A 13,292-nucleotide genomic window follows, 5' to 3' on the forward strand; every position below is an offset into this window, starting at 1 on the left:
AGGGATATCCAAAAACCGATGCTTTTGATGATCCAGAACAAATGTTTTTTCAATTCAGACGACGATAAATGCCGCCTGGCAGCATTTCGATTTTTCCATCGAGTTCAAGCGTCAGCAGGCGCGCGTTCAGCGCCGCCGGATCAAGATCGCTGCGTTCAGCAAGCGTATCGAAGTCGACCGGATCATAACCGAGCGCGGCCATCAGGGGATCGGTTGCTTCGTTTGCCGCGCTGACGGATGCGAATGATGCGGGCGACGAATAGGTGCCCAGTTCGTCCAGGATGTCCTGCGCCGATTCGACCAGTTTCGCGCCTTGTTTGATTAGCAGGTGACAACCCTTGGATAATGGCGAATGGATCGAGCCGGGAATCGCAAACACATCGCGGCCCTGGTCGCCTGCCATGCGCGCGGTAATCAGCGAGCCGGATTGCGCCGCTGCTTCGATGACCAGGACACCGCGCGACAGCCCGGAGATGATGCGGTTGCGGCGCGGGAAGTTGGGCGGCAGCGCCTGCATTCCGAGCGGGTATTCGCTGACGATGCAGCCATCTGCGGCGAGCATGTGCGCCAATCCATGATTGCGGGCGGGGTAGACGATGTCGGCGCCGGTGCCGATGACGGCGACACTCGAGCCGATGCCGCGCAAGCCGCCTTGATGTGCTGCGGTATCGATGCCGAGTGCCAAGCCGGATACCACCGTCAGACCGGCCTGACTCAGTGCTTCGGAAAATTTTCCGGCGTTGCTGATGCCTTGCGCGGTCGCATTCCGGCTGCCTACGACGGCAATGGCTGGTGCATGGAGCAAATCGACCCGCCCCTTGACGTAGAGGAGCAAAGGGGGATCGGGGATGTCGAGCAGAGCTTTGGGGTAGGCCGGGTCCGCAAGGGTCAGGATGCAATTGCCCGGTTGCTGCGCCCAATCGAGGGACTTGTCGATCAGCGAGAGAAGTTCTGGTGCTGGAGCAGATGACAGTTCGGCAGCGATGCGTTCGCTGACGACTGCCTTCAACTGAGCGCGGCCGGCGGCGAGCACTGCCGACGGCAGACCAAAGGTGCCGAGCAGCCTGCGTGCGGTTTCCAGCCCGACGCCCGGGGTGCGTTCCAGCCTGATCCAGCCGGCCAGTTCCTCCGCCGGATCAGGATGTGAAAGTTGTGCCTGCGCCAAATTTATTCCGGCGAGCGGGCAAGATCTCCGACCTGTACGGTGTCCTGGACCTGCATGACCAAGCCATAGGAAACATTATTGAAAACCCGGAAGACGAACAGGCTGCCGTAGTGATTGTCCGGCAACTTTACCTTGTCGCGGCTCATGGACCACATCGACTTGTCCTGTGTGCGGTCGACCACGGTGTCGCCGAAGCGGAATAATTCAAGCACGGTGCCGACATCGATGCCGTGCTGCTTGCCGCGATTGATCGTAACGATCTGGTTCTGACCTGCCTGCGTGACGCCGCCGTACACCGATACGATGCGTGCGTCGACCTGCGTTTCGGGCGGATGGGGAACGTAATTAATGATGGGAGTGGGGGGTACCGGCACCAGGCGGTCGCCTACGCCCATTTCCTGTTTCACCGTGACAACGGTGAATGCATGCGCTTCGTTGCTGCTGGTGGCGGCGCGATCGAGCTTGATCGTGCCTAGATACGTAGCCTCGTAGCCGATGACATTCTTGGTTGTCGGATCCTTGAGCGGTACGCCGGGACGGAAAACCTGGAAGGAGGTGCCGGACTTCAGGTCGCCTCGCACGTAGGCGGTGTCGCCCTTGCCAACATTGACCCGGCCTTCGGCTGTCGCGATGATGCGCGGCGCATCTTTCAGGTCGTTTTCTTCGATGATCAGCGGTTGCGCAAGGAAAGGCTCGATGACGCCGGAGGGGATGGAGGTGACTGCTTCCTGTCCGAGTCCCTGGGACCGGAGCTGCGACGTCAGGCGTACCGTCGGGATGCCGCCCTGGGTACTGCCGCCCTGCGTACCGCTTCCCGGATTGACCGAATTGCCGAGGCGCAGGCGGCCGGCAACACGATCGAAATAGACGATCTGTCCCGGGTAGATCCAGTGCGGATTGCGGATCTCATCCTTATTCATTCCCCAAACCTGCGGCCAGCACCATGGATTTTGCAGGAACCGGCCCGATATGCCCCATAGTGTGTCTCCGCGTACCACTTGGTGCTGGTCGGGCGCATTCTGCAGGAAAGCGCAGCGCGTTTTGGTCGTATCGGCGGCAGAAGCTGTCGCATTGAGGGTGGAGCCGAAAACAAGGAGGAGAGCCGCTGTGCTAAACTTTTTCATGGTTTGTCCGGTAGGCGTGACTGTGAATGGAATGATTGCTCTTCGTCACCGCATGTTGTCCACGTACAACGAGTTGCCGGGGAAAAACTTGTCAAATTGAATCAAATTCTGCCCATAAATCCTTGAACTAGCAAGAGAAACCACGTTCCACCATAGGCGCCTTGTTGCGCAAAAGCCGTATGTCTTTATTACCTATATTGCGTTATCCCGATCCACGCTTGCATAAAATTGCCAAGCCGGTAACTGTCTTTGACGAGCGTCTGAAGAAGCTGGCGGCCGACATGGCTGACACCATGTACGATGCGCCCGGCGTAGGACTGGCCGCCACGCAGGTGGATGTGCATGAGCAACTCATCGTGATCGACACATCCGAAACCCATGACGATCTGCGGGTTTTCATCAATCCGGAAATTGTCTGGGCCAGCGAGGAACGCCAAGTGTATGACGAGGGTTGCCTGTCCGTACCCGGCATTTATGACGGGGTCGAGCGTCCGGCACGGGTGAAGGTGCGCGCCCTGGATCTGGAAGGCAAACCCTTTGAAATGGAAGCGGACGGATTGCTGGCGGTATGTATACAGCATGAAATGGATCACTTGAGGGGCAAGGTGTTTGTGGAGTACCTGTCTCCGCTGAAGCGCAACCGCATCAAGACCAGATTGCTGAAGGAAGAGCGGGAGTTGCAGAAAGAGAAAAAGCGGTCCGTGGCAGTCCGCTGACCGTTCTTCGCGCTGCCCGGCATCCGCCGACCCGATGTCGGGCTGTACAATGCGCTCCCATGAAAATCATCTTTGCCGGCACTCCCGAATTCGCCGCCGTGGCGCTTGTAGCCCTGCATGATGCGGGCTTCGATATCCCCCTTGTACTTACCCAGCCGGATCGGCCCGCCGGACGCGGCATGCAATTGCAGGCGTCGCCGGTCAAGCAGTTCGCGCTTTCTCACGGCATTCCCGTCTCTCAGCCGATATCGCTGCGCCTCAACGGCAAGTATCCGGACATCGCACAGGAAGCCCATGACCTGTTGGGCGCCACGCCCCACGATGTGATGGTGGTCGCCGCCTACGGGCTGATTCTCCCGCGCTCCGTCCTCGACATTCCCGGCCGCGGTTGCATCAATATTCATGCTTCGCTCCTGCCGCGCTGGCGCGGCGCCGCACCGATTCACCGGGCGATCGAGGCTGGCGACGCCGAGACCGGCGTGACCATCATGCAGATGGAAGAAGGACTCGACACCGGTCCGATGTTATCGATGGAATCGGTGGCGATCGGGCCGGAGGACACCACCGGCACCTTGCACGACAAGCTAGCCGGTCTTGGCGGCCGCATGATCGTGGATGCGTTGCGCAAGCTCGGGCAAGGCGATTTGCCGGCAACGCCCCAGCCGGAAGAGGGCGTGACCTACGCCGCAAAGATCAGCAAGGATGAAGCGGCTCTGAATTTTTCACTTCCCGCTGAGGTGTTGGCGCGCAAGATTCGTGCGTTCAATCCCTTCCCCGGCGCTTCCGCATCATGTGAAGGAACCGCCATCAAGATATGGCGGGCCGAAGTGGTGAAAGGTGCTTCCGGCACTGCTCCGGGACAGGTGCTCTCCGCCGGCGGACCGGCCGGCGTCGTTGTCGCCTGCGGTGCAGGAGCATTGCGCCTGAACGAGTTGCAAAAGCCGGGCGGCAAGCGCTTGCCCGCAGCGGAATTCCTGAAGGGGTTCCCGCTGGAGGGACGGCGCTTCGGTTGAGCTGCCGCATCCTTATTTCGCCTGATCGAGCGGCAGCGGACTCGATGGCTTGATCTCTTCCAGGCATACCATCGACCGCACACCGGATACGCCATGCACCTGCATCAACCGGTCGGTCAGGAATGACGACAGGGATTTCAGGTCGGTCGATACCACCTTCAGCAAATAATCAAAATCGCCGGAAATCGTGTAGCACTCCAGGATTTCCGGAAACTGCCGGATGGCCTTTTCCAAGGTGCGTACCTGCTTCGACTGCTCGCGGTCGATGCTGATGTTCACAAATGCCATTACGCCCAGCCCGATGGCGGACGGGTCCACTTTGGCCGCATAGCCACGAATAATGCCGTCTGCTTCCAGCCTGCGTACGCGTCTGAAACATTGCGGCGCCGACAAACTTGCCTTGTCGGACAGTTCGACGTTCGACGCCCGGCCGTTTTCCTGCAACGTCTGGAGAATGATGCGGTCGTATCTGTCGAGGTTTTCCATGATATTTTTCCTATAGATCCCCATTTATGAAAGATTCTTGCATAAAGAGCGGATTTTTGACGCAATTACGCAAAGAAATTTTTCACCTTCGTCCCTATCATGAAGTCACGACGCAACATGAAAGGGGATAGTCATGAACGCATGGATAGAAGCGGAAAACCGGCATAGCGCCAGCAATTACAAACCCTTGCCGGTGGTATTGACGCGCGGGCAGGGCGTCTGGCTATGGGACGTGGACGGTAAGCGTTATCTCGACATGATGTCGGCCTATTCGGCAGTGAGTTTCGGCCACGGCCATCCTGTCCTGGTGGAGGCAATGGTCGCGCAGGCGCGGCAGCTTGCAGTGACTTCGCGCGCGTTCCACACCGACCGCCTCGGCCCATTCCTGCAGCTATTGTGCGAGATGACCGGCCTGCCGAAAGCGCTGCCGATGAATACCGGCGCGGAGGGTGTCGAAACGGCACTCAAGGCGGCGCGGAAGTGGGGACACAAGGTGAAGGGCATCGCCGACGGACAGGCGGAAATCATTGTCTGCAACGGCAACTTCGCCGGCCGCACGACGACGATCGTCGGTTTTTCGTCCGAGCCGCAATACCGGGACGGTTTCGGTCCGTTCGCGCCGGGTTTCGTCTCGGTGCCCTTCGGCGATGCGGCGGCGCTGGAAGCGGCGATTACGCCGCGTACCGCTGCTTTTCTGGTCGAGCCGATACAGGGTGAGGGTGGAATCATTGTGCCGCCGGCCGGTTATCTGGCCGCCTGCCGCGAGATATGTACACGGCATAACGTGCTGCTGATCTGCGATGAAGTACAGACCGGACTTGCCCGTACCGGCCGCCTGCTCGCCTGTCAGCACGAGAACGTCAAGCCGGATGGCCTGATTCTCGGCAAGGCATTGGGCGGTGGCCTGCTGCCGGTATCGGCTTTCCTAGCGCGCGAGGATGTGATGGCGGTGTTCCGCCCCGGCGACCATGGCAGCACGTTCGGCGGCAATCCACTGGCGTCTGCGGTCGGCACGGCGGCGCTTCAATTGCTGAAGCAGGACAACCTGGCCGAGCGCGCCGACAAGCTGGGCGCTCGTCTGCTGGAAGGCTTGCGCGCAATTCGCCATCCCGCCATCCGCGGAGTACGCGGAAAAGGTCTGCTGATCGGACTCGATCTCGATCCGGCGCAGGTGTCGGCGCGTACGTTCTGCGAACGCCTGCTGCAGCACGGCGTTCTGTCGAAGGAAACACATGAAACAGTGGTGCGTTTTGCGCCGCCATTGGTCATCACCGAGCAGGAACTGGACGCGGGGCTGGACGTGATCAGGGCAGTATTCGACACCGTGCCGGCTGACCGGCGAATGCCAGCGGAATCCCTGCCGGCGTGAATCATTTATCTTGGGAGAAAAAAGAATGACTGACCGATTCCTGATGTGCCCGCCGAATCATTTCGAAGTGGCGTATGTCATCAATCCGTGGATGGAGGGCAATATCTCTCGTGGCAGCAACAACATCGCTACCCGTCAATGGGAAGCGCTGGCGCAGCTCATCGGGCAGGTGGCTGCGGTGGAACGCATGACGCCCGAGGCAGGTGTGCCGGACATGGTGTTCACCGCGAATGCCGGCCTGATCCTCGGCGACAAATGCGTGCTGTCGCGCTTCCGCCATCCGGAACGGCAGGCGGAGGAACCGCATTTCGGCGCATGGTTCCGCGAGAACGGTTTCGATGTGCTGGAACTGCCGCAGGACATGGTATTCGAGGGCGCCGGCGATGCGCTGCTCGACCGTGGCCAGCCACTCCTCTGGCTGGGACATGGGCATCGATCCACATTGGAATGCGTGCCGCTTCTAAAAGAATTTTTGGACATCGAAATCGAGCCGCTGCGGCTGGTCGACGAGCGTTTCTATCATCTCGATACCTGCCTTTGTCCTCTGGAAGGCGGCTACCTGATGTACTACCCGACGGCGTTCGACGCCGAGTCGCAGGCGCGCATCATGGCGCGCGTGCCGGCGGAGCGGAGAATCGCTGTCGGGCCTGCCGATGCCCATCATTTCGCCTGCAACGCGGTCAACAGCGCCGGCATGGTGTTCATGAACCGGGCTTCGAAGGGATTGGTGCGCGAACTGCAGTCGCGCGGTTTTCGGGTAAAGCAGACGCCATTGACCGAATTCATGAAAGCCGGCGGCTCGGCGAAATGCCTGACCCTCAAGCTGACTGAAGACAAGCAATCGCCCGATACCGGCAACATGGATTCGCGCAGCGTTGCCTGAAGCGCCCGGGCAGCCCCAGCCGGCTGCCGTCTCCGGCGCATTTCCCTCTGCGCTTCTCTTTACGCAAACCATTGATTTAACGTATAATTTTTTTGCGCCGATTTGATTGAACAAGTCAAACCAGCTTGCGGGCGCCAGGGTTCCAGTCCCGATATCAAATACAGCTAAAGCGGACAGATCAACCCGGTCCTGCTGTCTTGCTGACCGGGTTTTTTATTTTCCTGTTTGCAGTACGGAACTTCCACACTGACTAAAGAGTGCACCATGAAGCGCGATCCCCTTTCCACCACCGAGTCGCTCCTGCGAGACCTGCTGTCCCAACGCATCCTGATCCTGGACGGCGCGATGGGCACCATGATCCAGCAATACAAGCTGACCGAGGAGGATTACCGCGGTGCGCGCTTTGCCGACTTCACGGTGCCCGGCAAGGAACTGTTCGTCAAGGGCAACAATGAATTGCTCACCCTGACCCAGCCGCAGATCATCAGCGAAATCCATGAAAAATATCTCGCCGCCGGCGCCGACCTGATCGAGACCAATACCTTCGGCGCCACCAGCGTCGCGCAGGACGATTACCACATGGCGCATCTCGCCTACGAGATGAATCTGCAAGCGGCGAAGCTGGCCCGTGCCGCCTGCGACAAATATTCGACCCAGGACAAGCCGCGCTTCGTTGCCGGCGCACTCGGGCCGACGCCGAAGACCGCATCCATCTCTCCCGACGTGAACGACCCGGCCGCGCGCAACGTCACCTTCGACCAGCTGGTAGCCGCCTACTTGGAACAAACCCGCGCGCTCGTCGAAGGCGGCGCCGATGTGCTGCTGGTCGAGACGATCTTCGACACCCTCAATTGCAAGGCGGCGCTGTTCGCCATCGACACCTTCTTCGAAGAGTCGGGCAAGCGATTGCCGATCATGATTTCCGGCACCGTCACCGACGCATCGGGCCGCATTCTGTCCGGGCAGACGGTGCCGGCATTCTGGCATTCGGTCCGCCACGCCAAGCCGCTGACAGTAGGATTGAACTGCGCGCTCGGCGCCGCCCTGATGCGCCCCTATGCGGAAGAGCTATCCAAGATCGCGGATACCTTCGTCTGCATCTATCCGAATGCCGGCCTGCCCAATCCCATGTCCGATACCGGGTTCGACGAAACGCCCGATGTCACCTCGTCGCTGCTGAAGGACTTTGCCGAAAGCGGCTTCGTCAATATCGCCGGCGGCTGCTGCGGCACCACGCCGGATCACATTCGGGCGATCGCCGAGACGGTGAAAACAATTGCGCCGCGCAAGGTGCCGGAAACCGGTCAGGCGATGAAACTGTCGGGGCTGGAGCCCTTTATCGTCGATGAGCAGTCGCTGTTCGTCAACGTCGGCGAGCGCACCAACGTCACCGGCTCCAAAGCGTTCGCGCGCATGATTCTCAACGAGCAATATGACGAGGCGCTGTCGGTCGCACGGCAGCAGGTCGAGAACGGCGCGCAGATCATCGACGTCAACATGGACGAGGCGATGCTCGATTCGGTCGCGGCGATGACACGTTTCCTGAACCTGATCGCGTCCGAACCGGACATCGCCCGCGTGCCGATCATGATCGACTCGTCGAAGTGGTCGGTCATCGAAGCCGGACTGAAATGCGTACAGGGCAAGGCGGTCGTTAATTCGATATCAATGAAGGAAGGCGAGGAGGAGTTCCTGCGCCAGGCGACGCTGTGCCGCCGCTACGGCGCCGCAGTCATCGTGATGGCCTTCGATGAGAAAGGACAGGCCGATACCTTCGAGCGCAAGATCGAAATCTGCGAACGCGCCTACAAGCTGCTCACGGAGAAGGTCGCCTTTCCGCCGGAAGACATCATCTTCGATCCAAATATTTTTGCGATCGCCACCGGCATCGAAGAACACAACAATTACGCGGTCGACTTCATCAACGCGACACGCTGGATACGCGACAACCTGCCGCACGCAAAGATTTCCGGTGGTGTATCGAACGTCAGCTTCAGCTTCCGCGGCAACGATCCGGCCCGCGAAGCGATTCATACCGTATTCCTGTATCACGCGATCCAGGCCGGCATGACAATGGGGATCGTAAATGCCGGCATGGTCGGCGTCTATGACGATCTTGCTCCTGAACTGCGCGAGCGCGTGGAAGACGTGGTGCTGAACCGTCGGGAGGACGCGACCGAGCGCATGATCGAGTTTGCCGGCACGCTGAAGGCCGGCGGCAAGAAGGAAGAACAAAATCTCGAATGGCGCAATGCGCCGGTGGAAAAGCGGCTTGCACATGCGCTGGTGCACGGCATCACGCAGTGGATCGTCGAGGACACCGAGGAGGCGCGGGTGCAGGTTCTCAATGGCGGCGGCCGTCCGATCAATGTGATCGAAGGTCCGCTGATGGACGGCATGAATATCGTCGGCGACTTGTTCGGGCAGGGAAAGATGTTCCTGCCGCAGGTAGTGAAGTCCGCGCGCGTGATGAAGCAGGCGGTGGCCCACCTGATTCCCTACATCGAGGAGGAAAAGCGCAAGGAAGAAGAGCGCACTGGCGTCGCCAGCAAACCAAAGGGCAAGATCGTCATCGCCACCGTCAAGGGCGATGTGCACGACATCGGCAAGAACATCGTGTCGGTGGTCCTGCAATGCAACAACTTCGAAGTGGTGAACATGGGCGTGATGGTGCCCTGTTCCGAAATCCTTGCCAAGGCGAAGGCGGAGAACGCCGACATCATCGGCCTGTCGGGACTGATCACGCCGTCGCTGGAGGAAATGGCGTACGTGGCGAAGGAGATGCAGCGCGACCCGCATTTCCGCATGCTGAAGATTCCGCTTTTGATCGGCGGCGCGACCACCAGCCGCGCGCATACGGCGGTCAAGATTGCACCGAATTATGAAGGCCCGGTGGTATATGTGCCGGATGCATCACGCTCCGTATCGGTCGCGCAGTCCTTGCTTACCGAAGAGCAACGCGCGAAATACATCGAGGAAATCGCAGTGGACTATGAGCGTATTCGCGATCAGCACGCGAACCGCAAGGTGGCGCCGCTGCTCTCACTGAAGGAAGCACGCGACAACAAAGCGCGCCTGGCCTTCAGCGGCAACGCTGCGCCGGTCAAGCCCAAATTCATCGGCCGCCGCGAATTCAGGAATATCGACCTGGGGACCATTGCGCAATACATTGACTGGGGACCGTTCTTCCAAACCTGGGACCTTGCCGGCCCGTTTCCCGCCATCCTGCAGGATGAGGTCGTCGGCGACGCTGCGCGCAAGGTGTTTGAAGAGGGCCAGGCCATGCTGAAGAAGCTCATCGATGGCCGCTGGCTGACCGCCAACGGCGTCGTCGCATTGATGCCGGCCAACAGCGTCAATGACGACGATATCGAGGTGTACACCGACGACACGCGCACGGAAGTGGCATTCACTTATTACGGCTTGCGCCAGCAGGGCGTCAAACCGGTGATCGACGGCGTTGCGCGGCCCAACCAATGCCTGGCCGATTTCATCGCACCCAAATCGTCCGGCATCGCCGACTATATCGGCATGTTCGCCGTGACGGCGGGGCTCGGCATCGAAAAGCACGAGAAGCGGTTCGAGGATGCGCATGACGATTACAGCAGCATCATGCTGAAGTCGCTGGCCGATCGCCTGGCCGAAGCATTTGCCGAATACCTGCATGAAAGGGTGCGTAAGGACCTGTGGGGCTATGCAGCGGATGAAGCGCTGTCCAACGAGGAACTGATCGGTGAAGCCTATCGCGGCATCCGTCCGGCGCCTGGTTATCCGGCATGCCCGGAACATACGGTGAAGGCGGATATGTTCCGGCTGATGCAATGCGAAGAGATCGGCATGCGGCTCACCGAATCGTTCGCGATGTACCCCGGCGCGGCGGTGTCAGGCTTTTACTTCGCGCACCCGGAATCGAAATACTTCGTGGTGGGCAAGATCGGTGAAGACCAGTTGAACGACATGGTGGCGCGGCGAGGGGTGAGCAAGGGTGAACTGGAGCGCTGGCTGGCGCCGAATCTTTCCTGAACTGCGGCGAAGCTGCAGGAAGGCCGCGATATGAATGGATAAGCGCGGCAATAAAAATGCCACCCATGAGGTGGCATTTTTGTCGGTTATGCAAGATCGATCACTGATTTGCCTGCCGGTAGAGCGCACGGCGGAAGCGAGGAATGCAAACAGGTCGTATGGGTCGCAGTCTCGACATGACGTGCCTGTAGGGCGGTAACCCTGCGGCGCTGCCATGTCTTGAACCGCAACGCATACGGCCTCTTGGCACTTTCCGAAGACCGTAGCGTCGTTTGCGACCGACGACTGCACTTTAAATTATTTCTTGGCTGCATGCTGAACTTTCGATGTTGCAGTGCAGCCGAAATATCCGCAATCTCCGGCGCCGGTCGTAATCAGAGCTCTGTCGGTGCGCCGTCGACAAACACTTTCAATTCGCCGCTGGCGAACTGCGTCCAGGTTTCGTTGGTGGTCAGCGGCTGGGTGACGATGATGGCAACCTTGTCGTTCGGCGTCGTCACTTCGGAAAAGTCGACCAGCATGTCCTCGTCCGACAGCTTGGCGGTCGTGAAGGGATACTGCCGCACGATGTAGTACAGATTGGTCGAGCAATGCGTGAACAACGCGCGGCCGTCGGACAGCATCATGTTGAACGGCCCGTGCTGCGCAATCTCGCTGGTCAGTTCGCGCAATGCGCCGGCGATGGCATCGATCTCCGGAGGGGTGTCGCCGAAACGGCGGCGCAGTTCCTGCAGCAGATAGCAGAACGCGAGTTCGCTATCGGTTCCGCCGACGCACCGGAAGGCGCCATTCAGGGTCGGTGCGAACTCCTTGAGGTCGCCGTTGTGGGCGAATACCCAATAGCGTCCCCATAGTTCACGCACGAAAGGATGGCAGTTTTCCAGGGCAATCCGGCCCTGGGTTGCCTTGCGGATGTGGGCGATGACATTCTTCGATTTAATCGGACAGCGCTTGATCAGGTCGGCGATCGGCGATTCGACGGCGGACTGATAGTCGACGAAGTGGCGCACGCCGTTGCCCTCGAAAAAGGCGATGCCCCAGCCGTCGTTATGTGAATCGGTGCGGCCGCCGCGGGTGGCGAAGCCCGTGAAGCTGAAAACAATGTCGGTAGGGACATTGCAATTCATCCCAAGTAACTGGCACATGATGTAAAGACAGAATGGAGTGGGTCAACATTAACACGTTCGCCGCATTGCCTGCGCGGCCCTTACATCGAATTACATCGCGCGGGTATTTCAGTCGCTTACATTAGCCTGCCATCCTTGCATGCCAGCCATGGATCGCTGTCCGGCTGCGGAAAGCGGTCGGTCATGAAATCGACGAAGCTACGCACCTTGGCCGACAGCAGACGGCGGCTGGGATAGACCATGACGATGGACAACTGCCCGAGATGATGATCGGGAAGCAGGCGCACCATGCGACCGGTGGCGAGATCGTCGCCGAGGGCAAACGACGGGCGGATCATGATCCCCATGCCCGCCAGCGTGCTGTGACGCAGCACATCCCCGCTGTTGGAGAACATCCTGCTTCGCACCGGAATGTTCGTCACGCCATCCCCCTTCGATGCAATCGGCCAGTAGTGGCGCAACTGATCGTAGGAAAAATTCAGGCAGACATGGTTGGAAATATCCTCGGGGGCCGACGGCTCGCCGTGTTTTTTCACATAGGCCGGCGATGCGCACAGCAGCACTTCGCAGACGGCGATCTGGCGCGCGATCATGCTGGCGTCGAACTTCTGGAAATCGATGAAGATGCCGATGTCCAGTCCGCTTTCCACGAGATCGACGGAGTGATCGCCGAGCGTGATATCGAGCACGACATCGGGATAGGCTTCCGCGTATTGCGGCAATAATTGCGCAAGCTGCAGCTGGCCGAAGCCGACGTTCGAATAAATGCGTAGTATGCCGGCCGGCTTTTTCGATTGCGCGGAAGCGATCGCTTCCGCATCTTCCACTTCCTGCAGGATCTGCACTACGCGTTCGAGATAGGCGTGGCCGGTTTCGGTAAGAGATAGACGCCGGGTTGTACGGTTCAGCAGGCGTGTTCCGAGATGATTCTCGAGGTCGGCGACATGACGCGTGACGACCGCATTCGACATGTTCAGCAACTGGCCGGCGCGCACGAAGCTTCCCTGTTCGACGACTTTTGCAAATACCCGCATCGATTGAAGTCTGTCCATGAATGTAAATCGATTGTTTGAAAAAATGGAATAGTGTTTTCCGATTATTGGTCTTTTTTGCAGGACGGGCAATAGCTACACTTTGCCTCATTCGATGAGCGCACATTGCTTACCGAAGAGCCGGTACCACGGCTCCCGATCCATCATTTCTCAAGGAAAAATAATGAACGCGAAAACTTTGATCACTGCTGCAGCATTGGCCGTTGCATTTGGATTTACCGGTTCTGCATTCGCAACCGGAAGCGATGACGCTATCCACTATCAGGACGTGAAGACCACCAAGAGCCGCGCGGAAGTGCAGGCGGAACTTGCGCAAGCGTATCGAAACGGCGAT

11 protein-coding genes are annotated in these 13,292 nt (G+C 59.2%); 6 read left to right on the forward strand and 5 right to left on the reverse strand.

The genetic code is table 11. From position 1 onward, the window contains the following. Positions 1 to 49 precede the first annotated feature (49 nt). Positions 50 to 1,165 carry a DNA-processing protein DprA gene (gene dprA, locus VGU61_RS17765; RefSeq protein WP_326860552.1) on the reverse strand — a complete coding sequence of 372 codons (1,116 nt, stop codon included), beginning with the start codon at positions 1,163 to 1,165 and terminating at the stop codon, positions 50 to 52. A gap of 2 nt (positions 1,166 to 1,167) precedes the next feature. After that, the gene (locus VGU61_RS17770; protein WP_326860553.1) at positions 1,168 to 2,289 is read right to left on the reverse strand and encodes a LysM peptidoglycan-binding domain-containing protein; all 1,122 of its coding nucleotides are present in this window, start codon (positions 2,287 to 2,289) and stop codon (positions 1,168 to 1,170) included. Positions 2,290 to 2,468: 179 nt separating this feature from the next. Between VGU61_RS17770 and def the strand changes: the two genes are divergently transcribed. Both def and fmt read left to right on the forward strand, forming a co-directional pair. Beyond that, positions 2,469 to 3,005, forward strand: coding sequence for a peptide deformylase (def, locus tag VGU61_RS17775; protein ID WP_326860554.1), 537 nt, complete (start codon positions 2,469 to 2,471; stop codon positions 3,003 to 3,005). A 59-nt stretch (positions 3,006 to 3,064) separates the two neighbouring features. Then, the gene (fmt, locus tag VGU61_RS17780) at positions 3,065 to 4,018 is read left to right on the forward strand and encodes a methionyl-tRNA formyltransferase (protein WP_326860555.1); all 954 of its coding nucleotides are present in this window, start codon (positions 3,065 to 3,067) and stop codon (positions 4,016 to 4,018) included. 12 nt (positions 4,019 to 4,030) lie between these two features. On the opposite strand, the gene VGU61_RS17785 is transcribed toward fmt, so the two are convergent. Beyond that, positions 4,031 to 4,504 (reverse strand): Lrp/AsnC family transcriptional regulator, encoded by a 474-nt coding sequence (locus tag VGU61_RS17785; RefSeq protein ID WP_326860556.1) that lies wholly within the window; start codon positions 4,502 to 4,504, stop codon positions 4,031 to 4,033. Positions 4,505 to 4,637: 133 nt separating this feature from the next. Here VGU61_RS17785 and rocD point away from each other — a divergent pair, with 133 nt between their 5' ends. The 3 genes from rocD (at position 4,638) to metH (ending at position 10,779) form a co-directional block, all read left to right on the forward strand. Beyond that, entirely contained in the window at positions 4,638 to 5,873 is a 1,236-nt protein-coding gene (rocD, locus tag VGU61_RS17790; RefSeq protein WP_326860557.1) for an ornithine--oxo-acid transaminase, read from the forward strand. 25 nt (positions 5,874 to 5,898) lie between these two features. Continuing rightward, the gene (locus VGU61_RS17795) at positions 5,899 to 6,756 is read left to right on the forward strand and encodes a dimethylarginine dimethylaminohydrolase family protein (RefSeq protein WP_326860558.1); all 858 of its coding nucleotides are present in this window, start codon (positions 5,899 to 5,901) and stop codon (positions 6,754 to 6,756) included. Positions 6,757 to 7,020: 264 nt separating this feature from the next. Continuing rightward, positions 7,021 to 10,779 carry a methionine synthase gene (gene metH, locus VGU61_RS17800; RefSeq protein ID WP_326860559.1) on the forward strand — a complete coding sequence of 1,253 codons (3,759 nt, stop codon included), beginning with the start codon at positions 7,021 to 7,023 and terminating at the stop codon, positions 10,777 to 10,779. A gap of 374 nt (positions 10,780 to 11,153) precedes the next feature. On the opposite strand, the gene VGU61_RS17805 is transcribed toward metH, so the two are convergent. Together VGU61_RS17805 and VGU61_RS17810 are read right to left on the reverse strand one after the other, a co-directional pair. Beyond that, the gene (locus VGU61_RS17805) at positions 11,154 to 11,924 is read right to left on the reverse strand and encodes a class II glutamine amidotransferase (RefSeq protein ID WP_326860560.1); all 771 of its coding nucleotides are present in this window, start codon (positions 11,922 to 11,924) and stop codon (positions 11,154 to 11,156) included. A gap of 98 nt (positions 11,925 to 12,022) precedes the next feature. Beyond that, a complete protein-coding gene (locus VGU61_RS17810; RefSeq protein ID WP_326860561.1) occupies positions 12,023 to 12,958 on the reverse strand; it encodes a LysR family transcriptional regulator in 936 nt (311 codons plus the stop codon). A 163-nt stretch (positions 12,959 to 13,121) separates the two neighbouring features. Between VGU61_RS17810 and VGU61_RS22690 the strand changes: the two genes are divergently transcribed. Next, on the forward strand, positions 13,122 to 13,292 hold a 171-nt coding region (locus tag VGU61_RS22690; RefSeq protein WP_414691659.1), incomplete at its 3' end, for a DUF4148 domain-containing protein.

The sequence above is a fragment of the Noviherbaspirillum sp. genome, assembly GCF_035944575.1.
Taxonomy (GTDB): Bacteria; Pseudomonadota; Gammaproteobacteria; order Burkholderiales; family Burkholderiaceae_D; genus Noviherbaspirillum.

Excerpts from the sequence above, each read along its gene's own strand:
- VGU61_RS17770 (WP_326860553.1), bottom strand. The coding sequence starts at position 2,289 with ATGAAAAAGTTTAGCACAGCGGCTCTCCTCCTTGTTTTCGGCTCCACC.
- def (WP_326860554.1), top strand. The coding sequence starts at position 2,469 with ATGTCTTTATTACCTATATTGCGTTATCCCGATCCACGCTTGCATAAA.
- fmt (WP_326860555.1), top strand. The coding sequence starts at position 3,065 with ATGAAAATCATCTTTGCCGGCACTCCCGAATTCGCCGCCGTGGCGCTT.
- VGU61_RS17785 (WP_326860556.1), bottom strand. The coding sequence starts at position 4,504 with ATGGAAAACCTCGACAGATACGACCGCATCATTCTCCAGACGTTGCAG.
- rocD (WP_326860557.1), top strand. The coding sequence starts at position 4,638 with ATGAACGCATGGATAGAAGCGGAAAACCGGCATAGCGCCAGCAATTAC.
- VGU61_RS17795 (WP_326860558.1), top strand. The coding sequence starts at position 5,899 with ATGACTGACCGATTCCTGATGTGCCCGCCGAATCATTTCGAAGTGGCG.
- metH (WP_326860559.1), top strand. The coding sequence starts at position 7,021 with ATGAAGCGCGATCCCCTTTCCACCACCGAGTCGCTCCTGCGAGACCTG.
- VGU61_RS17805 (WP_326860560.1), bottom strand. The coding sequence starts at position 11,924 with ATGTGCCAGTTACTTGGGATGAATTGCAATGTCCCTACCGACATTGTT.
- VGU61_RS17810 (WP_326860561.1), bottom strand. The coding sequence starts at position 12,958 with ATGGACAGACTTCAATCGATGCGGGTATTTGCAAAAGTCGTCGAACAG.